Consider the following 25,422-nt stretch of genomic DNA (forward strand, 5'->3'; position numbering starts at 1 on the left):
AGTTATGCGTAGCGCGGCGCAAAATTGGTGCAGGAGCGGGGCTCGCGCCTCGTCCAGGTGCGTGCCGCGCCGCAACGAAGCGTGTCCATCGGCCAGCGGGCGTCGGCGGTGCATGGGCGCCGCCCCTTTGTGCATGCGCCGCGCTCTGCCTACACTGGAAGACCAACCACGCGAGGAGACCCGACATGAGTGAGCGCGCCAGCGTCAATACACCCGATATGTCCGCGTTCTGGATGCCCTTTACGGCGAACCGCCAGTTCAAGAGCGCGCCGCGTCTGCTGGCGAGCGCGAAGGGGATGTACTACACATCGCACGATGGCCGGCGCATTCTCGACGGCACGGCTGGGCTGTGGTGCGTCAACGCGGGGCACTGCCGCGACGAGATCGTGGCCGCCGTGCAGGCTCAGGCGGCGGAAATGGATTTTGCTCCGACGTTTCAGATGGGGCATCCGAAAGCTTTTGAAGCCGCGACGAAAATCGCGCGGCATACGCCCGGAGATCTGAAGCACATCTTCTTTGTGAACTCGGGTTCGGAGGCGGTGGATACCGCGCTGAAGATCGCGTTGGCTTATCACCGGTCGCGTGGCGAAGGGCAGCGGACCCGGTTTATTGGACGCGAGCGTGGGTATCACGGCGTGGGCTTTGGAGGGATTTCGGTGGGCGGCATTGCGCCGAACCGCAAGGCGTTTTCAGGTGGGCTGCTGCCTGCTGTCGATCATTTGCCGCATACGCTGAATATCAAGGAGGCGGCGTTTTCGAAAGGGCAGCCGGCGTGGGGTGCGCATCTTGCCGATGAACTGGAGCGGCTTGTTACGCTGCACGATGCGTCGACGATTGCCGCGGTGATTGTTGAGCCGGTGGCGGGGTCGACTGGTGTGCTGATTCCGCCGCAAGGGTATTTGCGGCGGTTGCGTGAGATTTGCGACAAGCACGGCATCTTGCTGATTTTCGATGAAGTGATTACCGGCTGGGGGCGTTTGGGTACGCCGTTCGCTGCGCAGTATTTCGGCGTGACGCCGGATCTGTTGACGATGGCCAAGGGCACTAATAATGCGGCAGCGCCGATCGGGGCGGTTGCGGCAAGTGGGAAGATTCACGACTCGATCGTGAATGGGGCGCCGGCTGGGATCGAGCTGTTTCATGGGTATACGTATTCAGGACACCCGATCGCAGCTGCCGCTACGTGCGCGACGATCGATCTTTATGAGCGGGAACAACTGTTCGAGAGGGCCGCGCGAATGGCGCCGATCTTCGAGAACGCGATTCATAAGCTGCGCGGCGAGCGGCACGTGATTGACGTGCGCAATCTTGGATTGGTGGGTGGGGTGGAGTTGGCGCCGCGTGACGGAGCACCGGGTGCGCGTGCTTACGATGTTTTCGTGCGCTGCTTCGAGAAGGGGGTGTTGACGCGTTATACGGGGGATATTCTGGCGTTTTCGCCTCCGCTCATCATCGAGGAAGCGCAGATCGACGAGATCTTCAGGACGGTGGCTGAGGTTTTGAAGGAGACGGATTAGCGGTCGTGCAGGGCGCTGTCTTTCGAGGGTGGGAGTGTTAGCAAGAAAAAAGGCCGGCGCCTTTGCGGCGCCGGCCTCATGTGTTGCGCGCGTACGGCTGTTGAAGTCAGAAGGCGACGAACGGCCCGGTCTGCGTGCCGATCTTGGCGCCTTCCAGCACGGTGTACACATTGCGGCCGAAGAAGAACGGCAGACCCCACATGAAGCCTCCGGAAAGTCTCGCGCCGAGGTTATCGTAGGCTGCGTTCAGGTTTGCCCGCAAGCTGAGCCCGTTGCCGACCGAGAACGGCACTGTGACGGGCGTGCCGACACCGCTAGTGGCCTTCAAGACGGCAGACAGGCTAAGGGGCGACGATGGTGTGTACCAGACGCCCGCGTAGGGAATTGTGCCATCCGGAAAGTAATACACATTCGTGCCACTGTCGAACACGCCGGTGAGCGTAATGCCCTTGTACACGGTCGTGAAGAAGCCGTTCTGATCCACAGGCACGATATTCGCCGTCGACGGCAGCGCATTGTTCTGACGCGTCCCGACGCCGAACACCAGTTCACCTGTGGCCGTCGTCAGACCGTCTGCGGGTAATGCCGGCAAACGGATGATGGTGCCGTTGTTGTCGGAGGTAAAGTCGGCGACAGGATTCATGACTTGCGTGTCGAGCGGTACGCGCGTGCCCGTGCACGAGCCCGTGGTGGGGCAGTAGTAGTAGGTCGCCGACAATACTTGTCGCGCAGCAAGCGGATAGTCGCGCGCCGTATGGCCGATGCCGATCACGCCGTTGGCGCCAAGCGCGGCTGCCGTATTGAGATCGATCATGCCACGCGAATTGCACTCAGCCGGCATGGCATATGCGCCGTCGCCGATCACTTGGACCGGCAGATTGCCCGCCGCTTTGCCTCCGATTGTCACGTCGGCTCGTTTGATCGAGCCCCATGTATAGCCGCCCATGAAAGTCGCACATTGGGCAATTGGAGCGCCTCCGGTCGGATCGTTGGAAGCTCCGGTCTGTGCCGGCAAGCGGGAAGCGAGTGTCGAACCCAGCGCGCTTGCCATCACGCGCACGCCGACCGAACCGGTATCGAGCAGCATGTGATCGACGGTCGAGCATTGGTTGCTACCTTGCGAGCCGGGGAGGCATATGGTTGCGCTCACGTAGAGCATGTTGGTTTCGCCCATCGTCCGATCGACGACGATTTGCGCACTGTTCACGTCGGCGACCGGCGTCGGAGTCGGGGTCGGTGTCGGTGTCGGTGTTGGCGTCGGTGTTGGCGTCGGCGTCGGCGTCGGCGTTGGAGTCGGAGTCGGAGTCGGAGTCGGAGTCGGAGTCGGAGTCGGAGTCGGAGTCGGAGTCGGAGTCGGCGTCGGCGTCGGCGTCGGCGTCGGCGTCGGCGTCGGCGTCGGCGTCGGAGTCGGAGTCGGCACCGGGCTCGGCGTAGGAGTCGGAGCGGGACTCGGCGTAGGCGAGGGCGTCGGACTCGGCGTCGGCGTCGCCGGCTTATCGTTGTCCTTGGCCGCGTTCGAGTTGCCGTCGTCGCCACCGCCACCACCGCAAGCGGAAAGCGCCAGACTTGCCGTCAGCAGCGCGAAGCAAAGTTTCTTATTGAGGGTCTTCATGTTTCTTGTGTTCCGTGAAATCGATATGCCGCGTTACTGCAGATCGTCTGCACGGACATTCGCGGGGACGAGGCGCGGCAGAACGGCCTTGCCGAAGAAGTTTCCCGCCCGGCCTGCGGACTCGATCTGAAAATCGCCGTTGCGTTCGATCAACGGACCGGTGCCGCGCGCGCGTCCCGCACCAGCGGAGACAGCGTTCGGAAAGTAGCTGCCGAGTAGCACAACCATGTCGGGGCGCACCGGCCCTTGCCACGTGACAGCAAAGACGACATTGGTAGGCAGCACGTATTCGCGAATCCTGACGCCGTCGGTGTCATATGATTCGCGCACGCTATAGGTTGCGGTGGATGTAGAAGAGGCATTAGACGCTGCCGATTGGAGCAAGGACTTCGGGGCTGAACCTGCACCCGGTGCCCCGCCCAATGCCGCATACGACGCGTGCGGCAAAAGAGCCGACACGGCCAGCACGAACTTTACAAATTTCATCACATTGCTCCAAAAAACAGGTCGGAGCATGGTGCCTGCGGGCGATTAATGAGAGGCTCTGAAAAGTCCCAACGGTGAGTAGGAAACACCGATGCGATTCGGCCGCTTCTGCGCGGCGGCAGGAGGTAGAAAAGCGCGGGAGACAGAAAGCAGGAGACAGGCGCCTCGCGACGCCGCCTCCTAAACAAGGCACGCCGAATCGTCAGAACGCGACGAACGGGCCGGTCAACGTACCGATCTTGGCGAGCCCAATCACCGTATACACGCTGCGGCCATAGAAGAACGGCAAGCCCCAGAGGAACGTGCGGTTGTACGGGGAGTACGCACCGACGTTGTTGTACGCAGCGTTACCACTTGCCGACAGGTTCAGGGCGTTGTCGATCGGGAAGGTCACGTTAACAGGCGGACTGGAACCGTCGGTGGGCTCGATCGTTGCCGTCAGGTTGAGCGGACTCGATGGCGTGTACCACCCGGAAGCCGTGGGAATCGTGTCGTCGGGGAACACGTACGCATTCGTGCCACTATCGATCGCGCTCCTGTTAAGCACGGTGCCGTGATACTGCGTCGTCATGGTGCCGTACTCGTCGAGTGCAAAGATGTTGGCATTGGTTGGTGGCGTATTGTTCGACTGGGTGCCGACGCCGAATATCAGCTGACCGGAGACACCCGCCTGGCCACCCGCTGGAATCGCCGGCAAGCGGATGACCACGCCGTTGTAATCGGCGTCGAATGCCGCAACCGGGTTCATGACCTCCTTGGCAACTGTCATGCTCGTACTGACGCAGGAATTAACCGACGGGCAGTAGTAGTAGAGCCCCGGCACCGCCTTCGTCAGTGCATCCTTTGAGTCTTGCGTGAAGTGCCCAATTCCCAGGATACCGTTGGCGCCCAGGCTCCTGGCGGTGCTGAGGTCGGCCCCACCGCGCGCAATGCAGTCCGCCGGCGTGGTAAATGCGCCGTCACCGGTCACCTGGATCGGAATGTTGCTCGCCGTCCGGTTACCGATCGTGATGTCGGCGCGCTTGACCGAGCCCCATGTGAAGCCGGAGGCGAACGTCATGCATTCGGCGATCGGAAAGGCGCCAGTATCGTCGCTGGGAGCACCGGCTTGCGTGAGCAACTGTGGACTGAGCGACTGCAGCGCGCTGGCCGCAATGCGTACGCCGGTCGACCCGGTGTCGACCAGCATGCGGTCGACGGTCACGCACGGCCCTTTGCCCTGCGTGTCGGGCACGCATACCTTGATCGAGGCGTACAGCATGTTGATGCTGCCCATCGAGTTGTCGACGCGAATGGTTACCGTATTGTTCTTGTCGGTTTTAATGTTGCTGGTATAGCCGGCGTTACCCGAGCCGCTGGTGCCGCCGGAGCCGTTGGGCGGGCTGATCCAGTCGGGAGTGGCGTTCCAGCCGATGGAGCTGCCGTCACTGTTGCTTCCGCCGCTTCCACCGCCGCAAGCTGCAAGTAGAACGCTGGCAGCCGTCATGGCCGCCCAAAACGTTTTGTGAATGGTTTTCATATTTTTTCCGTAGCTCGGTGGACGTCTTATTTCAGATCGCCCGGGCGGACGCTGGCGGGTTTCAGCCGCGGTAAATAGGCGACGCCGAAGAAGTGGCCGAGGCGGCCAGCGGACTCGACGCGAAAGTCGTCATTGCCTTCGACCATGGGGCCGGGCCCGCGCACACGGCTTTCACCCGCGTTCACGTAGTTGGGGAAATAGCTGCCGAGCAGCGCCTTCATATCCGGCCGTATCGGCCCTTCCCAGGTGACCGCGAACACGACATTGCTGGGCAGCACGTATTCGCGGATCGTGACGCCGTCGGCGTCGAGCGACTCGCGCACGGAGTAGGGCGCCGTGGCGGTTGGGTTGGCCGCGCCCGTGCTTGCTGCGGCGGCAGACTTTGGCGTAGCGCGCAGCATTGACGGTGAGGATGAACTGGAGCTCGGCGCACCGCCCAAAGCCGCATACGACGCAAGCGGCAATAACGTTGCCGCCAGCATCATGATCTTCAAACCTTTCATCAACTTGCTCCTCCAAAAATGGTCGGAGCATGGTGCCAGTGCAAAGCTCAGGAAACCGTAAGAAAATTCTGCGGAGCGGACCGGATGGATCGCAATGAAAGGGAGGGGTCAGGGAGGTCGAAAACGGTCCGCGCCCGGAGGATGAGCGAAGAGTCGCTGGCATCGGCAAACAGCGACCAGCAGTCGTTCGAGAGTGCTTCGTCGTAAAGCCGAGAGAGGCCGGCGGCGTGCGCCGCGAGCGGAAAAAACGCGAGAGCCGCGCAATGAAGCGCGGGAGCGGCCGCGAGGGCCGGCGCCCGCGGCCGGATTATCGCGACCGTGCGATCAATAGGTGGGGACGGACGGATCGACCTGACGCGACCACGCGTCGATCCCGCCTTGCAGATTGAAGATGTTGGCATGGCCGCGCGATTCGAGGAACATCGCGACCTGGGCGCTGCGCGCGCCGTGATGGCACACGCAGACGATTTGCGCGTCGTCGTCGAGCTCTTCGCTGCGCGCGGGAATCTCACGCATCGGGATCGACACGGCGCCGGCGATCGACGCCGTCTGGATTTCCCACGGCTCGCGCACGTCGAGCAGTACGGGCGCGGGGCGCGATTGGTCGGCGAGCCATTCGGCGAGCGCGGGAGCAGTCAGATTTTGCATCAGCGGGACATCCGGTTCAGCGGCCGGCAGCGTGCCGGCCGTACAGATAAGCGTGTGAATTAAAACTTGAAGCGCGGCGGTTGCGCGGCGTTGATCAGCGGTTCGACATAGGTTTCGAACACGTCGGCGATGCGGAACTGCTTCTCGTCGATGCGCGTGATGATCTGCGCCTTCATGACCGGCGCGGTGCCGACAAAAGCCGCCAGACGGCCGCCGATCTTCAGATGTTCGAGGATTTCCTGCGGCAGCACCGGCAGGCCGCCCGAGACGCAGATCACGTCGTACGGCGCAGCGCCGGCCCAGCCGCGCGAGGCGTCGCCGGTGGCGACTTCGGCATTCAGCACGCCGTTGGCGATCAGGTTGTGCTTCGCCAACTCCGCCAGTTCCGGTTCGATATCCACCGTCAGCACGTGCTGCGCGCGGTGCGCAAGCAGGGCGGCCATGTAACCCGAGCCGGCGCCGATTTCGAGCACGCTTTCGTGTTTCTTCACCGCCAGTTCCTGCAGTACGCGCGCTTCGACGCGCGGCGCCAGCATGTGCTGGCCGGCCGGCAGCGGCACTTCGAAATCGACGAAGGCCAGATCGCGGTGGACGGTGGGGACGAAGTTTTCACGCTTGACGATCGAGAGCAGATTCAGCACGTCCTGGTCGAGCACTTCCCAGGGGCGGATCTGCTGTTCGATCATGTTGAAGCGCGCTTGCTCGATGTTCATGGTGGATTCGGCAGTGTGGTTTGGCGAGTTTGCGATTCTTTGCCACTGACCGGCGCCCTCAGGGTAGGACTCCGGGATACAGCCCCGGGGTGCAACTCGGCACACAGCAGGTCGCAGCAGGTAACTGCGGGATTGTACCAAATGGCGGCGCAAACCCACGCCGTCGCGGGCAGAGCGCCGCTGCCTAGCTGCCCTTGCTCTTCCTGATCTGCTCTTCAAAAGCGATATCGAGTTTGCTCGCTTTGCGCGGCTTGGGCGGACCGAAACCGTCGACGAACTTGACGAAGTCGTCGAGCGTGAGCGGATCGGAGACTTTCTTGTCCGTGCCGCTCGATTTGTCGACCAGGTAGAACAGGCCGCCGGACAGGCTGATCGCGGCGAACTGCGGATTGCCGCTACGGGTTTTCAGCCGCTCGACAGCGTGGATGGCTCGGGTGGTGCGCATGATGTGGGACGGCTGGTCGGGGAAAGACTTCTACTGTAGCAACTTCGCGTGGGGCGCGCGAAGTTGCGCCATTGCGCGGCCTTCTCCCTTATTTATGCGTGATCTTTTACGGTATACACCGTGCGTCCGAACTTGCACCACAGCCAATCCCGCCCAATCCTGCAGCAAATTCAGGCGGACAGACGGCGGCGGTAGGCAGTGCGATGCGCGCGGCTGAACCGGGATGGAACCCGCCGCGCATGCCATGCTCACTGACTCAGGTAAACGAACTTGCCGTTCCTGATGATGCCCATCACGCTCGCGCGCTGATCCAGACCGACGTGGTCCTTCGGGCTCGTATTGACCACGCCGTTCGGCACGACCAGTTCATGCGCGTGTTCCAGTTCGTCGCGCAACGCAACGCGGAAAGCCGGCGTGCCCGGCTGCGCTGTCTTCAACGCACGCGCGACTGCATCCTGCAAACGCGGGTACACGCCTGCCGCATCGCCCGCGAACTGCGTGACGCTGCCCGGACCGTACTTCGCTTCGTATTCGTTGGTGAACGCGAGCGCCGCCTTCTTCGCCGGATGATCGGCCGGCAGCGTGCGCGCGACCACGACCGGCTGGGTCGGGAACAGCGTGCCTTCCACATCTTTGCCGCCCAGCTTGATGAACTCGGGCGTGGCGATGCCGTGCGTCTGATAGATCGGGCCTTTGAAGCCGCGTTCGATCAGCGTGCGCTGCGGCAGCACGGTCGGCGTGCCGGCCCCGGCAATCAGGATCGCGTCCGGCTTGGCGGCCATCAGCTTGAGGATCTGGCCGGTGACGCTGGCGTCGGTGCGGTTGTAGCGCTCGGTGGCCACCAGCTGAATATGCCGCAAGGCCGCGAACTTGCTGAACTCGTTGAGCCAGCTTTCGCCGTAACCGTCCGCGAAACCGATGAAGCCTACCGTCTTCACGTTGTGGTTCGACATGTAGCGCGTCATGACGTCGGCCATCGCGCTATCGGTCTGCGCCATCTTGTAGGCCCAGACCTTCTTGCCTTCCTGCGGTTCGACCACGCTCGCCGAGCCGATCAGCGTGATCATCGGCGTCTGGCTTTCGGCGACCGGATCGAGCGCGGCCATCGCGGCTGGCGTGATATTCGGGCCGACGATCACGTCGACGTGATCTTCATTGATCAGCTTGCGGATGTTGCGCACCGCGTTGCCCGGGTCTGAAGCGTCGTCGAGGAAGATGTAGTCGGCTTTCTGACCGGCGATCGTGGCCGGCCACATCAGCATCGCATTCTTGCTGGTAATACCGATCACGGCCGCGGGGCCGGTGCTCGACAGGTCGATGCCGACCTTGATATCGGCCTGTGCTGCGGTGGCGAACAAGAGCGCGCCGAGAGCGGCCAGGCCGCTGATTTTTTTCTTATACGACGTCATCGATGGGTCTCCGTAGCGGGAAGCGTGGTCAGTTCAAAGTTCGTAGGTTTCGTGTTCGCCTTTGAGTGCCTGTTCGATCAGCCTGCGGTTCATGCTCGGCGACAGCAGTTCGACGAGCGTATACACATAGCTGCGCAGATACGCGCCCTGTTTCAGCGCGACCCGCGTCACGTTGCTGCCGAACAGGTGGCCTACCGGCATCGCGCGCAGATGGCGGTCGCGCTCGGCGTTGAACGCGATGTCCGCCATAACGCCGACGCCAAGTCCCAGTTCGACGTAGGTCTTGATCACATCGGCGTCGATCGCCTCCAGCACGATGTCCGGATGCAGGCCGCGCAGGCGGAACGCCTCGTTGATCTTGGTGCGGCCGGCGAACGCGTTGTCGTACGTAATCAAAGGATATTGGGTCAGATCATCCAGCGATAAAAGTTTGCGGTCGAGCAGCGGATGATCCGGCTGCATCACGGCGACGTGGTGCCACTGGAAACACGGTAGCGAGACCAGTTCCTTATAGTTGGCGATCGCTTCGGTGGCGATGGCCAGATCGGCCTGGTCGTGGATCACCATCTCGGCGACCTGCGTCGGGCTGCCCTGCAGGATTGAAAGGTGAACTTTCGGGAAGCGCTTCTTGAACTCGGCGATAGCGGCCGGAAGTGAGTAGCGGGCCTGTGTGTGGGTGGCGGCGATCACCAGATTGCCCTGATCCTGGGCCGCGTAATCTTTACCAACCCGCTTGAGGCTCTCGACCTCCTGCAGAATTTTCTCAACCGACTGAAGAATGATGCGTCCCGGCTCGGTCAGCGAGCGCACGCGCTTGCCGTGTCGTGTGAAGATTTCGACGCCCAATTCGTCTTCCAGCTCGATGATCGCCTTGGAAACGCCCGGCTGGCTTGTAAACAGTGCTTTAGCCGCTTCGGTCAGGTTGAAATTCTGCCGCACAGCCTCGCGGACGAAGCGGAATTGATGCAGGTTCATATATAACCTCTCCGCATATAAAAAGAATTTTTTAGTCGTTTGAAATATAAGGGGAGTTTATTACGATCTGTCCATCTTTTTCAATATGGATATCTGTATTTGTCATAAGCAAATGAGAGATGGGTCTAAACCCTGACTCGCATGGGCTGACAAAGGGAGGTATCCGGAGCGCGGCGGAACCGGGTGGCCGGCCCCCGGACCGCCGTGTGTAACGCAAAAAATTGGGGTCCCCGAATGTACCAATACGATCAGTACGACCAGACCATCGTCGATGAGCGGGTCGTGCAATACGCCGATCAGGTTCGCCGCCGCTTGTCGGGCGAATTGAGCGAAGAGGAGTTCCGTCCGCTGCGTCTGCAGAATGGCCTGTACCTGCAGCGTCACGCGTACATGCACCGCATCGCGATTCCGTACGGCAATCTGCGCAGCGACCAGATGCGCGTGCTGGCCCAGATCGCGCGCGAACACGACCGCGGCTACGGCCACTTTTCGACGCGCTCGAACATCCAGTACAACTGGATCAAGCTTGAAGAAACGCCGGAAATCCTGCGCAAGCTTGCGGCCGTCCAGATGCACGGCATTCAGACCTCGGGCAACTGTATTCGTAACATCACGGCCGACCAGTTCGCGGGCGTAGCCCCGGATGAAGTGGTCGATCCGCGTCCGTGGGCAGAAATCCTGCGCCAATGGTCGACGTTCCACCCGGAATTCGCGTGGCTGCCGCGTAAGTTCAAGATCGCCGTGTCGGGTTCGAAGGAAGACCGCGCTGCCGTGCAGATTCACGACATGGGTGTGTATCTGAAGAAGAACGAGCAGGGCGAGCTGGTGGCCGACATTCTGGCCGGCGGCGGCATGGGCCGTACGCCGATCATCGGCGCGATCATCCGCCGCGATTTGCCGTGGCAACATCTGCTGACCTACTGCGAAGCCGTGCTGCGCGTGTACAACCGCTATGGCCGCCGCGACAACATGTACAAGGCGCGGATCAAGATTCTCGTGAAGGCGTTGAGCCCGGAGAAATTCTCGGCGCAAGTGGAAGAAGAATGGCAACACCTGAAGGACGGTCCTTCGACGCTGACGCAAGCCGAAGTGGATCGCGTGTCGCAATACTTCCAGCCGCCGGTGTATGAAAAGCTGGCCGACACGGATGCATCGTTCGAAAAGCATTTGCTGGAAAACCGTGCGTTCGCGCGCTGGGTCGAACGTAACGTGCGTCCGCACAAGGTGACGGGCTATTCGTCCGTCACGCTGTCGCTGAAGCCGACCACGATCGCCCCGGGCGACGCCACCGACGCGCAGATGGAAGCGGTCGCCGATTGGGCCGACGAATACTCGCTCGGCGAAATCCGCGTGTCGCACGAACAGAACCTGATTCTCGCGAACGTGCAGAAGCGCGACCTGTTCGCGCTGTGGGAAAAGGCCAAGGCGCAAGGTTTCGCAACGCCGAACATCGGCTTGCTGACCGACATCATCGCGTGCCCGGGCGGCGATTTCTGCTCGCTCGCGAATGCGAAGTCGATTCCGATCGCGCTGGCGATTCAGGAACGTTTCAACGATCTCGATTACGTGTACGACCTTGGCGACGTGTCGCTGAACATCTCGGGTTGTATCAACGCTTGCGGTCACCACCACGTCGGCAACATCGGCATTCTGGGCGTCGATAAGGACGGTTCGGAGTGGTATCAGGTGACGCTCGGCGGCGAGCAGGGCACGGGCGCCACGGGCGCGCATCTCGGCCGCGTGATCGGCCCGTCGTTCTCGGCGGAAGAAATGCCGGACGTGATCAGCAAGGTGATCGATACGTTCGTGGAAAACCGCATTGAGGGCGAGCGCTTCGTCGAAACGTACAATCGCATCGGCATCACCCCGTTCAAGGAACGTGTGTACGCCTCGCGCCAACCGGCTCACGCGTAACCGCGAAAAGGATACTGAACAGATGGCTTCTATCATCAAGAACCGCGCGATCGTCAACGATGACTGGACGGTGGTCCGCGCCGCCGAAGACGGCACGCTGCCCGCAGTCGATGCCTTGCCGGCCGGCAAAGTGCTGGTGCCGCTCGCGCTGTGGCAGGCTGAGCGCGATGCGCTGACCGCTTCGCGCAGCACCGCTGAAATCGGCGTGTGGCTCGCGCCGGATAGCGAACCGGCGGATCTCGTCGGCGACTTCGACACGATCGCGCTGATCGGCGTGGACTTCCCGGTGTTCCGCGACGGCCGCGGCTACAGCATCGGCCGCCTGTTGCGCGAGCGCTATGGCTATAAGGGCGAACTGCGCGCGATCGGCGACGTGCTGCGCGATCAGTTGACGTTTATGTTCCGCTGCGGCTTCGACGCTTACGCATTGCGTTCGGATAAAGACTTCGACGACGCGCTCAAGGCGTTCGACGAATTCAGCTTCAACTATCAGGGCGCGGTGAACTCGTCGCCGCTGTTCCGCCGCCGTGAAGCGGGCGAACCGGCAAAGGCCTCGGCATGAGCGACGCCCAATCGCTCACGCCGGAACTCGCCGCGAAGGTCGAGCGCCTTAATGCGCTGCTCGATTCGATCGCCGCGCGTCACGCGAACGTCAAGCTCGCCAGCAGCCTCGCAGCGGAAGACATGCTGCTCACCCACGCGATTCTGTCGCGTGGCGTGAAGATCGGCATCTTCTCGCTGAACACCGGCCGTCTGCACGCGGAAACGCTCGGCATGCTCGATCGCGTGAAAGAGCGCTACGGTTACGATATCGAGCAGTTTCATCCACAAGCGGCCGCGGTTGAAGAATATGTCGGCTCGCACGGTCTGAACGCCTTCTATGAAAGCGTCGATCTGCGCAAGCGCTGCTGCGAAATCCGCAAGGTCGAACCGCTGAACCGCGCGCTGTCGGACGTCAGCGCGTGGGTGACGGGCCAACGCCGCGAGCAGTCGGTGACGCGTGCCGAGCTGCATGAGGAAGAACACGACGCCGCGCGCAACATCGCCAAGTTCAATCCGCTGACGGACTGGACCGAAGCTGAAGTGTGGGACTATCTGAAAACGTTGAATGTGCCGGTCAATCCGCTGCATGCGCGCGGTTACCCGAGCATCGGCTGCGAGCCTTGTACCCGCGCGATCCGTCCCGGTGAAGACAGCCGGGCGGGGCGCTGGTGGTGGGAGTCGCGCGATACGAAGGAATGCGGACTGCACATCACGACGATTACGCCGATCCCCGTCAGCAGCAGCGAAAAGGTTTCGGCATAAAGCATTCAGGCGGTTCAGGCCTTGGTTTTTAGCTTGAACGCCGCAGATACCGATTTGAATACTTTCGCCTGGGCGAGCAAGCGCCCGCCCAGGCGAATCAACGAAGGACCCAAACATGAGCACCACGCTCGATTCCACTGTGAATGCACCGCTTGCCAACACGGCGAACCGGATGGACCACCTCGATTGGCTCGAAGCCGAGTCGATTCACATCCTGCGCGAACTGGTCGCCGAATGCAGCAAGCCTGCGCTGCTGTTTTCGGGCGGCAAGGATTCGGTCGTGGTGTTGCACCTCGCACTGAAGGCCTTCGGCATTGGCGCGAATCGCAAGACCGTGCTGCCGTTCCCGCTCGTGCATATCGACACCGGTCACAACTACGACGAAGTGATCGACTTCCGCGATCGCCGCGCGAAAGAGATCGGCGCCGAACTGGTGGTGGGCCACGTTGAAGATTCGATCAAGCGCGGCACCGTGCGTCTGCGTCGCGAACTGGATTCGCGCAACGCTGCGCAAGCCGTGACGCTGCTCGAAACGATCGCGGAACATGAGTACACCGCGTTGATCGGCGGCGCGCGACGCGACGAAGAAAAGGCACGTGCGAAAGAACGGATCTTCTCGTTCCGCGACGAATTCGGCCAATGGGACCCGAAGGCTCAGCGTCCGGAGCTGTGGAGCCTGTATAACGCGCGTCTGCACAACGGCGAACACCTGCGCGTGTTCCCGATCTCGAACTGGACCGAACTCGACGTGTGGCAATACATCGCCCGCGAACAGCTCGAATTGCCGTCGATCTATTACGCGCATCAGCGCGAGATCGTGCGCCGCAACGGCCTGCTCGTGCCGGTCACGCCGCTCACGCCGATGCGTGAAGGCGAGACCAGCGAAACCGCGCTGGTGCGTTTCCGCACCGTGGGCGATATCAGCTGCACGTGCCCGGTGGAAAGCGATGCGGATGATCTCGAGAAGATCATCGCCGAAACGGCCGTGACCGAAATCACGGAACGCGGCGCGACGCGGATGGACGATCAGGTCTCCGAAGCCGCGATGGAACAGCGTAAGAAGCAAGGTTATTTCTAAGCACACGGGGTAATGCAAATGAATATTCATCAACCAGAAGACCTCGGCGTGCTGCGTTTTATTACCGCGGGCAGCGTCGACGACGGCAAGAGCACGTTGATCGGCCGCCTGCTGTACGACAGCAAGGCTGTGCTTTCCGATCAACTCTCGGCGCTGTCGCGCGCGAAGAATAAGCGTACCGTTGGCGACGAAATCGATCTTTCGCTGCTGACCGATGGCCTCGAAGCCGAACGTGAGCAGGGCATCACGATCGACGTCGCATACCGTTACTTTGCAACGGCAAAGCGCAAGTTCATCATCGCCGACACGCCGGGTCACGAGCAGTACACGCGCAATATGGTGACGGGCGCATCGACGGCGCATGCGGCGATCATTCTGGTCGACGCAACGCGTGTGACGTTCGTCGACGGCGTCGCGCAACTGCTGCCGCAAACCAAGCGTCATAGCGCGATTGTGAAGCTGCTCGGCTTGCAGCACGCGATTGTCGCGATCAACAAGATGGACCTCGTCGACTACAGCGAGGCGCGCTTCAACGAGATTCGCGATGCGTATGTCGAACTCGCGCGTCAACTGGGTCTGGACGACGTGCGTTTCGTGCCGGTGTCGGCGCTCAAGGGCGACAACATCGTGACGGCTAGCGAAAGCATGCCGTGGTACGCGGGCGAGCCGCTGCTCGATTTGCTCGAAGCCTTGCCGGTCGAAGTTCCGACGGGCCAGGCGCTGCGTTTCCCGGTGCAATGGGTGGCGCGTCAGGACGGCAGCCAGGCTGACGATTTCCGCGGCTATATGGGCCGTGTCGAAGCGGGTGAGGTGAAGGTTGGCGACACCATCGTCGTGTTGCCCGCGAACCGCGAAGCGACGGTTGCCGAGATCATCGCGCCGGTGACGGGCGGTACGGCGGCGGTGGACCGCGCGTTTGCCGGTCAAACCGTGACGATCCGCCTGGCGGAAGACGTCGACGTGTCGCGTGGCGATACCTTCGTGCTGCGCGAAGCAGCGCCGGAGCCGGCGAAGAAGCTGGAAGCCGACCTGTGCTGGTTCGACGACACACCGCTGTCGACGCAACGCAAGTATCTGTTGAAGCAGACCACCAACACGGTGTTCGCGCGGATCGGTTCGATCAAGGAAGTGCTCGACGTGCATACGCTGTCGCAGGCGACCGATCGCAAGGACCTGACGATGAACGACATCGGCCGCGTGTCGCTGACGTTGCAAAAGCCGCTGGTGTGCGACGTGTACGACTCGCATCAGGGCACGGGCGCGTTCGTGCTGATCGACGAAGCGACGCATCACACCGTCGCGGCTGGGATGATCCGGGCGTTTTCGGCGTGAGTCGTTGACTGGGTGTTTGGCGCGCCGTCGCGCTTTGGGTTTTGCACGAACCGGACGAATGGGGTTAAGGCGAATGGGTAAGGTGTATCTGATCGGTGCGGGGCCAGGGGCCGCGGATCTCATCACGGTGCGCGGCGCGCGGCTGCTCGGCATGGCGGATGTGGTGTTGCACGACGCGCTGGTTGAGCCGGCGATGCTCGATTATGCGCCTGCTCATGCGCGGCGGATTGCGGTGGGCAAGCGGTGTGGTCAGCTTTCGACGGCGCAGCAGTTCATCAACAAGCAGATCGTGGATGCGGCTTTGGAGCACGATGTCGTGGTGCGCCTGAAGGGCGGCGATCCGATGTTGTTTGGGCGTGCCGATGAGGAGATGCGGGCGCTTGAGGCTGCGGGGATCGAGTATGAGGTGGTGCCCGGGATTACGGCTGCGCTGGCTAGTGCGGCTTCGTTGAAGCGTTCTTTGACGCTTCGGGGTGTGTCACGGAGCGTGGCGTTGGCTACGCATAGCCGGGCGGCTGATACTGAGGCAATTCGTGAGCAGGTAAATGCTGATTCGCTCGTGTTCTATATGGGGCGGGACAGTGGGCCTGAAATCGCTCAGCAATTGATTGACGCCGGGCGAGATGGCGCGACTCCCGTGGCAATTGTCGAAGCGTGTAGTACGGCTCGCGAGCGGACGCTCACTCTCACGCTTTCGGCGCTCGCGTGTGGCGAGGCTCAGCAGTGGCTTGATGCGTCGCAGCCTAGTCTTTTGATGATCGGGGAGGCTTTTGCTGCCCGGCAGCAGGTGGGCCGCTCCGCGGATGGGCTTTTAGTCGCGGCTTAAAAAGGCCAACACCGCGGGTGTACAACCAAAGCACCGCGAGTGCCAAAAAGAAATCAAACCTGCCGAAGGCAATATTCTGTGACAGCGTCCAACACAGATTCATCCTCGCCAACGGCAACAGCGCACTTGATCTCGACAGACGGATACAACCCGCGACACCGCTCGATCACCGCAGGAAGATCCTTCCTGACGTGCCCGCCTTGCCCAAAAAACACCGGCACAACAGTCACAACAGCACACCCGCCGGAGACGAGAGAACCCACAGCAGTAGGCAAATCCGGCTCCATCAACTCAAGAAAAGCCAGCAAAACCGGCCCAGCGCCAGCATCAGAACGGCGGGCAGCCCGCACCTTTTCGGCAAGCCTCTCAAACGGTTCCCGCCAGCGCGCATCCCTCGCGCCGTGTCCAAACAGAACAAGCCCATGCGCAGCCATGACGAAGGCTCCTAATGGCGATCCACCCACTTCAACCCGACCAGGCCAAGCACCAGATAAACCAGCCCGGGCGTAGCCGCAGTCAACGGCGCGGGCCACGTATTCAACGTGCCAATATGCGAGAACAGCGTGTTGAACAGCTGGAAACTCATCCCCAGCATAATCCCGCCGAAAACCTTCACGCCGACCACGCCGGCGCGCGTATGCAGATACGCAAACGGCAGTGACAGCACCAGCATCACGAACACCGCAAACGGATACAGCAGCTTGCGCCACAGCGCAATTTCATATCGCTGTGTGTCCTGGTGATTCTCGGTCAAATGCTGGATGTAGCGGAACAGATTGAACATCGACATCCGGTCCGGCGACACCAGCAGCACCGACAGAATTTGCGGCGTCAGTTCCGAACGCAGCGAATATTCGGGCAGCGCCACCTGCTTTGCGCGATACACCGGATTCAACGCATCGGACGGCGTGCCCGGAGGAGGGGGCACGTCGATCAGTTGTGTGTCGGTCACGCCGGTCAGTTGCCAGTGGCCCGGTGGCTGGTACCTGCCGCTTTGGGCGATCCGCACATTGGACAAACGGAACTTCGAATCGAATTCGTAAATCCGCACGTTGCTGATCGTCGCGTCCGGCTTCAATTCGCCGACATTCACGAAGCGCGTCACCTGTTCGCCGTCCGCGCGCGCGGTGAGCGTGTCCTTCACCCAGACGCCCGACTCGAAGTTGCTCGATACCGACGACCCCAGTGCCTCGAGCCGCACGCGTTCCGACAACTGATCCGTGTACGGACCGACCACTTCGCCGATGATATAAGTCAGGAACACCAGCGGAATGCCGATCTTCATGAGCGAGCGCAGTGCCTGATTGGTGGCGAGGCCGGACACGCGGAAAATCGTGTACTCGGAGTTCGCCGCCATTTGCGCGAACACGTAGATCGCGCTGATCAACGCAGCCACCGGAATGATTTCGTAGAAGCGCGACGGTGTTTGCAATGCGACGCGCAGCACCGCGTACTGGAACTTGTAGTTGCCGTGGCCGACGGAGTTCAGTTCGTTGATCAGGTCGAAGAAAAAGAACAGACCCGAGAACGCGAACAGAATAAAGACGAACGTGAGGTAGACCTGACGCGCGAAGTACTTTTCATAGATGCGCATCGGTCAGGCCCCCTGCGAACGGCTGAACATCGCCCGCGTGAATAGCGGCCGGTTGCGCACGCGCAGCCAGAAAATGAACACGACGATCGCCGCCACGATAATGTGCAGGCCGACCAGTCCAACCCCGAACGACATCCTGCCTTGCTCGATCCACGACTGGACCACGTTCAACAGATTCGAATACGTCAGATAGATCAGGACAGCCATCACCAGATTGATTGTGCGGCTGCGCCGCGGGTTCTGATGCGCAAGCGGAATCGCCAGCAGCATCAGGTTGATCGCGATCAGCGGCAGGCCCGCGCGCCACGCGAATTCGGCGAGGTTATCGTTGGTCGGATTGCGCAGCAGCGCGGGGGTGGACAAACCGGTCGTAGTCGGCGTATTGATCACCGGCTGGCTCTGGATCTTCACCCCGTAGCGTTCGAATTCCATGATGCGGAAATCGGGGTGGCCCGGTTCGCCGTCATAGCGGCGGCCGTTTTCCAGCACGACGAAGCGGTCGCCGTTCTTGTGTATTTCGGTGTGGCCTGTCTTCGACACGACCACGTTGAGCTTGCCGTTTTCCGTGCTGGTCACGAACACGTTCTCGACGCGCGCCTGGTCGGGCGACATCTTCTCGATGAAAAACACCCGGTGGCTGGCAGCCGATTCGCGGAACTGGCCCGGCGCGAGGAGCGAGACTTCGTCGCGCTGCTGGAAACGCGCGCGCAGCAGCTTGCTCTGCTGGTTCGACCACGGCCAGCCGACGAACACGAAGAACATGATGAGAATGATGATCGGCGTGGCGAAGATGCCGATCGGCTTGATGAAGCGGGTCAAGCTGACACCCGAGGCGAGCCAGACGACCATCTCGGAGTCTTTGTACCAGCGGGTCAGGACGAACAGAATCGACACGAACAGGGTCGCGACGAGCATGATGGCCAGGTAGCCGATCACGGTCAGGCCGATCAGGACCAGCACGTCGCGCGGATCGATCTCCCCCGAGGCGGCGAGGCCGACGATGCGGATCATCATCGTCGTCAGCACGAGCGTGAGGAGAACCATGAACACGGCACCAGCCGTATACGCGAGTTCGCGCTGGAGGGAGCGTTCGAAGATCATTATTGGTGAGGAGAGGGGGCGCTCTCAGTGACGCGCGGGTTGTTTCCCTTTACGCCTCCGGTGCAGCCGCCGCGGGAAAAATAGCGGATAATTGCGGCTTTCATCCTAAGCCCAGATTTTATCCGAGGACAAGCGCGATGGACTTTAGCATAAAAGCCTGTGATTGGACCAAAGGCTCGTCAAACGGTTTCCTGACCGGGAAATCCGATTGCATCGTAATCGGCGTGTTCGAGTCGCAAACGCTCTCGGGCGCTGCGCTGGAGATCGACGCGGCTACCAAGGGCCTCCTGACCCGCATCATCAAGGCCGGCGACATGGACGGCAAGGCCGGTACCACGCTGTTCCTGCACGAAGTCTCAGGCATCGGCGCTTCGCGCGTGCTGCTGGTCGGGCTCGGCAAGCAGGATGCTTTCAGCCAGAAAGCCTACGGCGAAGCCGTGCGGGCCGCCTGGCGCGCGCTGCTCGGCACCAAGATCGTCCAGGTCACCTTCACGCTCGCCCAGCTGCCGATCCTCGAGCGCACGGCCGATTGGGGCGTGCGCGCCGCGATTCTCGCGCTGCGCGAGCTGACCTACCGCTTCACGCAGATGAAGAGCAAGCCGGACAACGCGGCGCGCGCCTTGAAGCGCATCGTGTTCAGCGTCAATACGGGCGACGAGAAGGCCGCCAAGCTTGCGGCCAAGCAGGGCGCCGCGCTCGCCAACGGCATGGATCTGACGCGCGACCTCGGCAACCTGTCGAGCAACGTCTGCACGCCGACCTACCTTGCCAACACCGCGAAGAAGCTCGCCAAAGACTGGAAGCTGAAAGTCGAAGTGCTGGGCGAGAAGCAGTGCGAGGCACTCAAGATGGGCTCGTTCCTGTCGGTCACGGCGGGCTCGGTCGAACCGGCTCAGTTCATCGTGCTGCAGTACCACGGCGGCGCCGCGAAGGCCGCGCCGGTGGTGCTGGTCGGCAAGGGTGTCACGTTCGACACCGGCGGCATTTCGCTCAAGCCGGGCGAAGGCATGGACGAGATGAAGTACGACATGTGCGGCGCCGGTTCGGTGCTCGGCACGTTGCGCGCCGTCGCCGAAATGGGCCTGAAAATCAACGTGGTCGGCATCATCCCGGCCGTCGAGAACATGCCGTCGGCCACCGCCACCAAGCCGGGCGACATCGTCACCAGCATGAAGGGCCTGACGATCGAAGTGCTGAACACGGACGCCGAAGGCCGGCTGATCCTGTGCGACGCGCTGACCTATGCCGAGCGCTTCAAGCCGGCAGCGGTGATCGACATCGCCACGCTCACGGGCGCCTGCATCATCGCGCTGGGTCATCACAACAGCGGTCTGTTCTCGAAAGACGACGCGCTGGCGGGCGAACTGCTCGATGCATCGCGTGAAGCATCCGATCCGGCCTGGCGCATGCCGCTCGACGAGGAGTATCAGGAGCAGCTGAAATCGAACTTCGCGGACCTCGCCAACATCGGCGGCCGTCCGGCGGGCAGCGTGACGGCGGCGTGCTTCCTGTCGCGCTTCACTGACGCGTATCCGTGGGCGCATCTGGACATCGCCGGCACCGCATGGAAGAGCGGCGCGGCGAAGGGGGCGACCGGCCGTCCGGTGCCGTTGCTCGCGCAGTTCCTGATCGACAGGGCCGCTGACGGTCGGGCCGCGGACGGCGGGGCCGCGGACGGTCGCGCTGCACAATGACGCGTTGCAGTAAGGTTGCGGGCGTCACTGCAGAAGCAAAGCGGAGCCGCCGATGACGAGAATCGATTTTCACTCGAACGTCGGCGATTCGCTGCTGTATGCCTGCCGCCTGATCCGCAAGGCGTATCAGGCGGGCCAGCCGACCATCGTACTGGCCGAGCCCGAGCGCCTCCGGGCTTTCGACGAACAGTTGTGGACGTTCTCGCCACTCGACTTCGTGCCGCACTGCATGGCGGGCTCGCCGCTAGCCGCGCAAACGCCAATCGTGCTGGCTTCGAGCCTCGATGATGTGCCGCACCATCAGGTGCTGCTCAACCTCGGCGCCGCGGTGCCGGCGCAATTCGCGCGCTTCGAAAGATTGCTGGAAGTGGTCGGCAACGCACACGCTGAACTCGCGGCGGGCCGCGAACGCTATCGTTTCTATCGCGATCGCGGCTATGCTTTGAACAACTACAAGCAAGGCAGCTAGGTCTCGTTCCGCCTGTGCCGCGTGGTGTTTTGTCGGATGGATTCGACGCGTGCGCGGCCTGCTTCAGCTTGGACTCAAACACGGAGAGTGCGCGTGTCCGATCCTAACGATAGTTCGATCCCGGTTCTAAACGAGGTTCTCGTACCGGGCAAGCCTGCCGAGGCACGTCCTGCGCCGGGCGGCGCGGTGGCGCCGGCTACGCAGCCGGTATCTGATCCTGAGACTGTGCGAGAACCGGTGCTTGCGCCGGAGCCGAGGCGTGAGCCTGAGCCGGTCCTTACTCCAGAATCCGGGCACGAGCCAGAACCCGCGCCTGCACCGGAAACGTTGCACGCGCGGCAGGAGCCGACGCTCGCGCCGGAGCCCACGCATGTGTCAGAGCAGGCGCATCCGGCGGAGCCGGCTCATCCGAAAAAACGCTCGAGGGCACACCACGCGGCCGATCACCGGCGCGGACATGAGCCGGCCTTCGCGCCGTCAGCGGGTGTCTTCGATCGGGCTGAACCGCATGCGCCGATCGAGGCGGGCGCGATCGTGCCACCGGATATCGCTTACGAAACACTTGCACAGCCGCAGCCGAATCTCGATGCCGACGTTATCGCCGAACGTCTGCGCGGACGGTTCGTGGGTTTTCTGACGGGCGAGGGGCGCGGCATCATCGAAGCACGCTGTCGCGAGGCGTTGCAGGATCACACTTCGTGGCTCGTCAACCAGATCACGCGCGAAGTGGCGCTGGCTCTGGAGACTGAATTGACCGGCTGGGTAAGGGAAGCGGCCGATCAGGAGGTCGCGCGGCGCTCGGGCAGCGCTTGAGCATGGCAGGAGGCGCACCTTTATCCGGGCGCGCCCACCGCTTTCATTTGAGTCTTCTTCAAGCGTCAATTATTTAAGGGTCATCACCCAGTTCGCCAGCGTAGCCGCCTGATCGGGCGTGAGTTGCGTATTCGCGGGCATCGCCACCCGGCCCCACACGCCCGTGCTGCCGTCCAGAATCTTGTGCTTCAGATAGGCGGCGGCATCTTCGCGGCCGGCATATTGCGCGGCGACGTCATGCAGCGCCGGTCCCATGAATGGGCGCGTCACCGAGTGGCAACTCATGCAGTTCTGCTGCTGGGCAAGCGCGAGGCCCGCGGAGGCCTCCGCGTGCGCCGCGGGACTGCCGGCGCCTAACGTAGCGCTCAGCACGCCGGCCGCTGCAAGCGCCGCATACGACGTTGATTTCATTCTGGTCTCCGCCGGCGCAGGTGCCCGACTCGTAGTGCACGCATTATAAAAGGAATGGGGCGCACGGTTTCCCGTGCGCCCCATTGCGCTTTTACGTAGCGTGGATCGCTTATGTAGCGTCGAGCGGTGCTTCTGATTCGCCCCGAGGAAGCGAGGCGAATCAGCGCGTGCCCGATGTGCGCTTAGCCCGTCACTGCACCCTTGTTGGCCGGCAGCGCCAACGCGGAGTACTTCGCCAGCACGCCACGCGTGTAACGCGGCTTCGGCTGTTGCCATGCGGCGCGGCGGCGCTGCAGTTCGGCGTCGTCGATGTTCAGCTGCAGGAGCAGCTTGTGTGCGTCGATCGTGATCGAGTCGCCTTCCTGCACGAACGCGATCGTGCCGCCCACGAATGCTTCCGGCGCGACGTGACCGACCACCATGCCCCATGTGCCGCCCGAGAAGCGGCCGTCGGTGATCAGGCCGACGCTTTCGCCGAGACCCTTGCCGATGATCGCCGAGGTCGGCGCGAGCATTTCCGGCATGCCAGGGCCACCCTTCGGACCGAGGTAGCGCAGCACCACCACGTCGCCGGCGACGATCTTGTCGGCCAGAATGGCTTCCAGCGCGCTTTGCTCATCGTCGAACACGCGGGCTGGGCCCGTGATGACCGGGTTCTTCAGGCCGGTGATCTTGGCGACCGCGCCGTCAACCGCCAGGTTGCCCTTCAGGATGGCGAGGTGCCCTTCCTTGTACAGCGCCTGTTCGATCGGGAAGATTACTTGCTGATCGGCGCGCGGCTTGCTCGGCACGTCCTTCAGTTCTTCAGCGATCGTCTTGCCGGTGATCGTCATGCAATCGCCGTGCAGCAGGCCTGCGTCGAGCAGAATCTTCATGACTTGCGGAATGCCGCCCGCCTTATGCAGATCGGTCGCGACGAACTGGCCCGACGGCTTCAGGTTGCAGATCACCGGCACTTTCTTGCGCATGCGCTCGAAGTCTTCGATGCTCCATTCCACTTCCGCCGCATGCGCGATGGCGAGGAAGTGCAGCACCGCGTTGGTCGAGCCGCCCGTCGCCATCAGGACGGCCACGGCGTTTTCGATCGACTTCTTCGTGACGATGTCGCGCGGCTTCAGATCCTTCTTGACCGCTTCGACCAGCACGCGTGCCGATTCGGCTGCCGAGTCGACTTTTTCCTGGTCGGGATTCGCCATCGTCGACGAGTACAGCAGCGACATGCCCAGCGCTTCGAACGACGAGCTCATCGTGTTGGCGGTGTACATGCCGCCGCACGAACCCGTGGACGGGCATGCGTTCTTTTCGACCCCTTCAAAATCTTCCTGCGACATCCGGCCGGCCGTGAATTCGCCCACGGCTTCGAACGACGACACGATGGTCAGGTCGGTGCCCTTCCAGTTGCCCGGTCGGATCGTGCCGCCATACACGTAGATGCTCGGCACGTTGGTGCGCAACATGCCGATCATGCCGCCCGGCATGTTCTTGTCGCAGCCGCCGATCACGACCACGCCGTCCATCCACTGGCCCTGCACGCACGTCTCGATACAGTCGGAGATGACCTCGCGCGACACCAGCGAGTACTTCATGCCTTCGGTGCCCATCGACATGCCGTCCGAGATAGTCGGCGTGCCGAAGATCTGCGGATTCGCGTCGGCGCCCTTGACCGCGGCGACCGCTGCGTCGGCCAGACGCTGCAGGCCGGCATTACATGGCGTGATGGTCGAGTGGCCGTTGGCGATGCCGATCATCGGCTTGTCGAAGTCGGCCTTTTCGTAGCCGAGTGCGTAGTACATCGAGCGGTTCGGTGAGCGCGCCACGCCTTGCGTGATGTTCTTCGAACGACGGTTGTATGCCATAGGGAACTCCAATCGGTTTTGTTTTGATCTGTGCTGCGTGTTCGGGGCTCAGGTGTTGCCGCAGGGGCCGCGCCTGCGCTGCCAATGCGTTGCCGGCGGGTTCGGCCGGCGCGTCAGTTCAGTTTAGTTCCGACGCGTCGCGCAAGGATGCAGTTTTGCGAAGCGCGTGTCCAATATATTATTCAGGCTCTATTAGGTCGTAAAATGTATTAATTATGCTGCCTGCCATTCCTGACCTGCGCCAGTTGCGCTATTTCGTGACCGTCGCCGAAGAAAAACACTTCGGGCGAGCGGCCGCGCGCCTTTCCATGACGCAGCCGCCGTTGTCGCAGGCGATTCGGGCGCTGGAGGAGACACTCGGCGTCGAGTTGTTCGCGCGCACCAAGCGCTCGGTCGAACTCACACCGGTGGGTGCCGATCTGTTGCCCGAGGTTCAGCGCCTGCTGGCGAGCGCCGAGGGCCTGCGGCCGTTGGCGCAGAGCCTCGCGCGAGGCGAGGCGGGGGTGCTGTCGCTGGCCTTCGTCTCGACGGCCGATTACGGCCTGCTGCCGTTGCTGTTGCGCGATTTCGGCGCGCGCCATCCACGGGTGCGCCTCGAACTGACCGAAGCCACCAGCGACGTGCAGGTCGACGAACTGGTGGCCGGGCGCATCGATGCAGGCCTCGTGATCGCGCCGCTGCCGTCGCGCCATGCCACCCAGCTCTCGTGGCTGCCGATTGCCCGCGAGCCGCTGGTGATCGCGATGTCGACGGAAACGGCGGTGCGCGCCGGCAGCGCCGCGGGGTCCAAGGCCGACCCGCACGCGGAGTGGCTGGACACGCCGATCAGCTTGCGCGACGTCGCCGACGAGCCGCTCGTGATCTTCCCAAGACGTTTGGCACCAGGCTTTTATGACATCATTATGGATTGCTACGGCGTGGCGGGCCTTGCACCCCGGGTCGGCCAGGAGGCGATCCAGATGCAGACGATCGTGAGCCTCGTGTCGGCCGGAATGGGTGTCGCACTGGTGCCGCAATCGTTACGTAACCTGCGCCGCACCGGCGTCGTGTACCGGCCGCTCTCCGAATCTGTGCCGGCGATCGAGACGGGACTGGTCTGGCGCACGGCGGAGGTGAGTCCGGTGTTGGCCGGCTTCATCGAGATCGTGCGAGCGCATGCCGTCGTCGAAGCGCAGTTCGCTGATTCCCGTGTTTAGGCTCGA

Annotated in this window: 25 protein-coding genes; 11 read left to right on the plus strand and 14 right to left on the minus strand. The window is 62.3% G+C overall.

The features are described 5' to 3' along the window. The first annotated feature begins 185 nt into the window (after positions 1 to 185). Positions 186 to 1,517, plus strand: coding sequence for an aspartate aminotransferase family protein (locus AYM40_RS03590; RefSeq protein ID WP_063495022.1), 1,332 nt, complete (start codon positions 186 to 188; stop codon positions 1,515 to 1,517). Positions 1,518 to 1,623: 106 nt separating this feature from the next. Here the strand turns inward: AYM40_RS03590 and AYM40_RS03595 are convergent, their stop codons facing one another. From AYM40_RS03595 to AYM40_RS03640, 9 genes are all read right to left on the minus strand, one after another. Further along, positions 1,624 to 3,129, minus strand: a complete 1,506-nt coding sequence (locus AYM40_RS03595; RefSeq protein WP_082854933.1) for a DUF3443 domain-containing protein — start codon at positions 3,127 to 3,129, stop codon at positions 1,624 to 1,626. A gap of 33 nt (positions 3,130 to 3,162) precedes the next feature. After that, entirely contained in the window at positions 3,163 to 3,615 is a 453-nt protein-coding gene (locus AYM40_RS03605) for a DUF2844 domain-containing protein (protein WP_063495024.1), read from the minus strand. A 202-nt stretch (positions 3,616 to 3,817) separates the two neighbouring features. Further along, positions 3,818 to 5,134, minus strand: a complete 1,317-nt coding sequence (locus AYM40_RS03610) for a DUF3443 domain-containing protein (protein WP_063495025.1) — start codon at positions 5,132 to 5,134, stop codon at positions 3,818 to 3,820. A 26-nt stretch (positions 5,135 to 5,160) separates the two neighbouring features. Next, positions 5,161 to 5,637 (minus strand): DUF2844 domain-containing protein, encoded by a 477-nt coding sequence (locus AYM40_RS03615; RefSeq protein WP_063495026.1) that lies wholly within the window; start codon positions 5,635 to 5,637, stop codon positions 5,161 to 5,163. Positions 5,638 to 5,961: 324 nt separating this feature from the next. Beyond that, a complete protein-coding gene (locus AYM40_RS03620) occupies positions 5,962 to 6,285 on the minus strand; it encodes a rhodanese-like domain-containing protein (RefSeq protein WP_063495027.1) in 324 nt (107 codons plus the stop codon). A gap of 59 nt (positions 6,286 to 6,344) precedes the next feature. Further along, entirely contained in the window at positions 6,345 to 6,998 is a 654-nt protein-coding gene (locus tag AYM40_RS03625) for a protein-L-isoaspartate O-methyltransferase family protein (RefSeq protein WP_063495028.1), read from the minus strand. A 184-nt stretch (positions 6,999 to 7,182) separates the two neighbouring features. Beyond that, entirely contained in the window at positions 7,183 to 7,443 is a 261-nt protein-coding gene (locus AYM40_RS03630; protein WP_063495029.1) for a hypothetical protein, read from the minus strand. A gap of 248 nt (positions 7,444 to 7,691) precedes the next feature. Then, positions 7,692 to 8,852 carry an ABC transporter substrate-binding protein gene (locus AYM40_RS03635; RefSeq protein WP_063495030.1) on the minus strand — a complete coding sequence of 387 codons (1,161 nt, stop codon included), beginning with the start codon at positions 8,850 to 8,852 and terminating at the stop codon, positions 7,692 to 7,694. A 33-nt stretch (positions 8,853 to 8,885) separates the two neighbouring features. Next, complete coding sequence (locus tag AYM40_RS03640; RefSeq protein WP_063495031.1) at positions 8,886 to 9,827, minus strand: CysB family HTH-type transcriptional regulator; 942 nt, start codon at positions 9,825 to 9,827, stop codon at positions 8,886 to 8,888. Between the two features lie 234 nt (positions 9,828 to 10,061). Here AYM40_RS03640 and AYM40_RS03645 point away from each other — a divergent pair, with 234 nt between their 5' ends. The 6 genes from AYM40_RS03645 to cobA all read left to right on the plus strand — a co-directional run bounded on the left by AYM40_RS03645 (position 10,062) and on the right by cobA (position 16,282). Continuing rightward, a complete protein-coding gene (locus tag AYM40_RS03645; RefSeq protein ID WP_063495032.1) occupies positions 10,062 to 11,741 on the plus strand; it encodes a nitrite/sulfite reductase in 1,680 nt (559 codons plus the stop codon). Between the two features lie 22 nt (positions 11,742 to 11,763). Beyond that, positions 11,764 to 12,303 carry a DUF934 domain-containing protein gene (locus AYM40_RS03650; RefSeq protein WP_063495033.1) on the plus strand — a complete coding sequence of 180 codons (540 nt, stop codon included), beginning with the start codon at positions 11,764 to 11,766 and terminating at the stop codon, positions 12,301 to 12,303. Beyond that, on the plus strand, positions 12,300 to 13,046 hold the full coding sequence (locus AYM40_RS03655; RefSeq protein WP_063495034.1) for a phosphoadenylyl-sulfate reductase: 747 nt from the start codon (positions 12,300 to 12,302) through the stop codon (positions 13,044 to 13,046). The genes AYM40_RS03650 and AYM40_RS03655 overlap by 4 nt, the downstream gene beginning before the upstream one ends. A 115-nt stretch (positions 13,047 to 13,161) precedes the next feature. Then, a complete protein-coding gene (gene cysD / locus AYM40_RS03660) occupies positions 13,162 to 14,124 on the plus strand; it encodes a sulfate adenylyltransferase subunit CysD (RefSeq protein WP_063495035.1) in 963 nt (320 codons plus the stop codon). Positions 14,125 to 14,142: 18 nt separating this feature from the next. Continuing rightward, positions 14,143 to 15,456 (plus strand): sulfate adenylyltransferase subunit 1, encoded by a 1,314-nt coding sequence (locus AYM40_RS03665; protein ID WP_063495036.1) that lies wholly within the window; start codon positions 14,143 to 14,145, stop codon positions 15,454 to 15,456. 73 nt (positions 15,457 to 15,529) lie between these two features. Then, complete coding sequence (gene cobA, locus AYM40_RS03670) at positions 15,530 to 16,282, plus strand: uroporphyrinogen-III C-methyltransferase (RefSeq protein ID WP_063497823.1); 753 nt, start codon at positions 15,530 to 15,532, stop codon at positions 16,280 to 16,282. 53 nt (positions 16,283 to 16,335) lie between these two features. Here the strand turns inward: cobA and AYM40_RS03675 are convergent, their stop codons facing one another. Genes AYM40_RS03675 through lptF form a run of 3 tightly spaced genes read right to left on the minus strand, consistent with a single transcriptional unit; the run spans position 16,336 to position 18,977 of the window. Beyond that, positions 16,336 to 16,716 (minus strand): sirohydrochlorin chelatase, encoded by a 381-nt coding sequence (locus AYM40_RS03675; RefSeq protein ID WP_063495037.1) that lies wholly within the window; start codon positions 16,714 to 16,716, stop codon positions 16,336 to 16,338. An 11-nt stretch (positions 16,717 to 16,727) separates the two neighbouring features. After that, complete coding sequence (lptG, locus tag AYM40_RS03680) at positions 16,728 to 17,876, minus strand: LPS export ABC transporter permease LptG (RefSeq protein WP_063495038.1); 1,149 nt, start codon at positions 17,874 to 17,876, stop codon at positions 16,728 to 16,730. Positions 17,877 to 17,879: 3 nt separating this feature from the next. Next, positions 17,880 to 18,977 carry an LPS export ABC transporter permease LptF gene (lptF, locus tag AYM40_RS03685; RefSeq protein ID WP_063495039.1) on the minus strand — a complete coding sequence of 366 codons (1,098 nt, stop codon included), beginning with the start codon at positions 18,975 to 18,977 and terminating at the stop codon, positions 17,880 to 17,882. A gap of 137 nt (positions 18,978 to 19,114) precedes the next feature. Between lptF and AYM40_RS03690 the strand changes: the two genes are divergently transcribed. From AYM40_RS03690 to AYM40_RS03700, 3 genes are all read left to right on the plus strand, one after another. After that, on the plus strand, positions 19,115 to 20,671 hold the full coding sequence (locus AYM40_RS03690) for a leucyl aminopeptidase (RefSeq protein WP_063495040.1): 1,557 nt from the start codon (positions 19,115 to 19,117) through the stop codon (positions 20,669 to 20,671). A 52-nt stretch (positions 20,672 to 20,723) separates the two neighbouring features. Continuing rightward, a complete protein-coding gene (locus AYM40_RS03695; protein WP_063495041.1) occupies positions 20,724 to 21,140 on the plus strand; it encodes a DNA polymerase III subunit chi in 417 nt (138 codons plus the stop codon). Positions 21,141 to 21,233: 93 nt separating this feature from the next. Then, the gene (locus AYM40_RS03700) at positions 21,234 to 21,953 is read left to right on the plus strand and encodes a DUF2486 family protein (RefSeq protein WP_063495042.1); all 720 of its coding nucleotides are present in this window, start codon (positions 21,234 to 21,236) and stop codon (positions 21,951 to 21,953) included. A 69-nt stretch (positions 21,954 to 22,022) separates the two neighbouring features. Here the strand turns inward: AYM40_RS03700 and AYM40_RS03705 are convergent, their stop codons facing one another. After that, positions 22,023 to 22,364 (minus strand): c-type cytochrome, encoded by a 342-nt coding sequence (locus AYM40_RS03705; RefSeq protein ID WP_063495043.1) that lies wholly within the window; start codon positions 22,362 to 22,364, stop codon positions 22,023 to 22,025. 182 nt (positions 22,365 to 22,546) lie between these two features. Continuing rightward, complete coding sequence (gene ilvD, locus AYM40_RS03710) at positions 22,547 to 24,220, minus strand: dihydroxy-acid dehydratase (RefSeq protein ID WP_063495044.1); 1,674 nt, start codon at positions 24,218 to 24,220, stop codon at positions 22,547 to 22,549. 215 nt (positions 24,221 to 24,435) lie between these two features. Between ilvD and AYM40_RS03715 the strand changes: the two genes are divergently transcribed. Further along, on the plus strand, positions 24,436 to 25,416 hold the full coding sequence (locus tag AYM40_RS03715; RefSeq protein ID WP_063495045.1) for a LysR family transcriptional regulator: 981 nt from the start codon (positions 24,436 to 24,438) through the stop codon (positions 25,414 to 25,416). Positions 25,417 to 25,422: the final 6 nt, after the last annotated feature.

It is taken from the genome of Paraburkholderia phytofirmans OLGA172 (genome assembly GCF_001634365.1).
GTDB lineage: Bacteria > Pseudomonadota > Gammaproteobacteria > Burkholderiales > Burkholderiaceae > Paraburkholderia.

Coding starts and splice junctions, on each gene's coding strand:
- AYM40_RS03590 (WP_063495022.1), top strand. CDS start 186: ATGAGTGAGCGCGCCAGCGTCAATACACCCGATATGTCCGCGTTCTGG.
- AYM40_RS03595 (WP_082854933.1), bottom strand. CDS start 3,129: ATGAAGACCCTCAATAAGAAACTTTGCTTCGCGCTGCTGACGGCAAGT.
- AYM40_RS03605 (WP_063495024.1), bottom strand. CDS start 3,615: ATGAAATTTGTAAAGTTCGTGCTGGCCGTGTCGGCTCTTTTGCCGCAC.
- AYM40_RS03610 (WP_063495025.1), bottom strand. CDS start 5,134: ATGAAAACCATTCACAAAACGTTTTGGGCGGCCATGACGGCTGCCAGC.
- AYM40_RS03615 (WP_063495026.1), bottom strand. CDS start 5,637: ATGAAAGGTTTGAAGATCATGATGCTGGCGGCAACGTTATTGCCGCTT.
- AYM40_RS03620 (WP_063495027.1), bottom strand. CDS start 6,285: ATGCAAAATCTGACTGCTCCCGCGCTCGCCGAATGGCTCGCCGACCAA.
- AYM40_RS03625 (WP_063495028.1), bottom strand. CDS start 6,998: ATGAACATCGAGCAAGCGCGCTTCAACATGATCGAACAGCAGATCCGC.
- AYM40_RS03630 (WP_063495029.1), bottom strand. CDS start 7,443: ATGCGCACCACCCGAGCCATCCACGCTGTCGAGCGGCTGAAAACCCGT.
- AYM40_RS03635 (WP_063495030.1), bottom strand. CDS start 8,852: ATGACGTCGTATAAGAAAAAAATCAGCGGCCTGGCCGCTCTCGGCGCG.
- AYM40_RS03640 (WP_063495031.1), bottom strand. CDS start 9,827: ATGAACCTGCATCAATTCCGCTTCGTCCGCGAGGCTGTGCGGCAGAAT.
- AYM40_RS03645 (WP_063495032.1), top strand. CDS start 10,062: ATGTACCAATACGATCAGTACGACCAGACCATCGTCGATGAGCGGGTC.
- AYM40_RS03650 (WP_063495033.1), top strand. CDS start 11,764: ATGGCTTCTATCATCAAGAACCGCGCGATCGTCAACGATGACTGGACG.
- AYM40_RS03655 (WP_063495034.1), top strand. CDS start 12,300: ATGAGCGACGCCCAATCGCTCACGCCGGAACTCGCCGCGAAGGTCGAG.
- cysD (WP_063495035.1), top strand. CDS start 13,162: ATGAGCACCACGCTCGATTCCACTGTGAATGCACCGCTTGCCAACACG.
- AYM40_RS03665 (WP_063495036.1), top strand. CDS start 14,143: ATGAATATTCATCAACCAGAAGACCTCGGCGTGCTGCGTTTTATTACC.
- cobA (WP_063497823.1), top strand. CDS start 15,530: ATGGGTAAGGTGTATCTGATCGGTGCGGGGCCAGGGGCCGCGGATCTC.
- AYM40_RS03675 (WP_063495037.1), bottom strand. CDS start 16,716: ATGGCTGCGCATGGGCTTGTTCTGTTTGGACACGGCGCGAGGGATGCG.
- lptG (WP_063495038.1), bottom strand. CDS start 17,876: ATGCGCATCTATGAAAAGTACTTCGCGCGTCAGGTCTACCTCACGTTC.
- lptF (WP_063495039.1), bottom strand. CDS start 18,977: ATGATCTTCGAACGCTCCCTCCAGCGCGAACTCGCGTATACGGCTGGT.
- AYM40_RS03690 (WP_063495040.1), top strand. CDS start 19,115: ATGGACTTTAGCATAAAAGCCTGTGATTGGACCAAAGGCTCGTCAAAC.
- AYM40_RS03695 (WP_063495041.1), top strand. CDS start 20,724: ATGACGAGAATCGATTTTCACTCGAACGTCGGCGATTCGCTGCTGTAT.
- AYM40_RS03705 (WP_063495043.1), bottom strand. CDS start 22,364: ATGAAATCAACGTCGTATGCGGCGCTTGCAGCGGCCGGCGTGCTGAGC.
- ilvD (WP_063495044.1), bottom strand. CDS start 24,220: ATGGCATACAACCGTCGTTCGAAGAACATCACGCAAGGCGTGGCGCGC.
- AYM40_RS03715 (WP_063495045.1), top strand. CDS start 24,436: ATGCTGCCTGCCATTCCTGACCTGCGCCAGTTGCGCTATTTCGTGACC.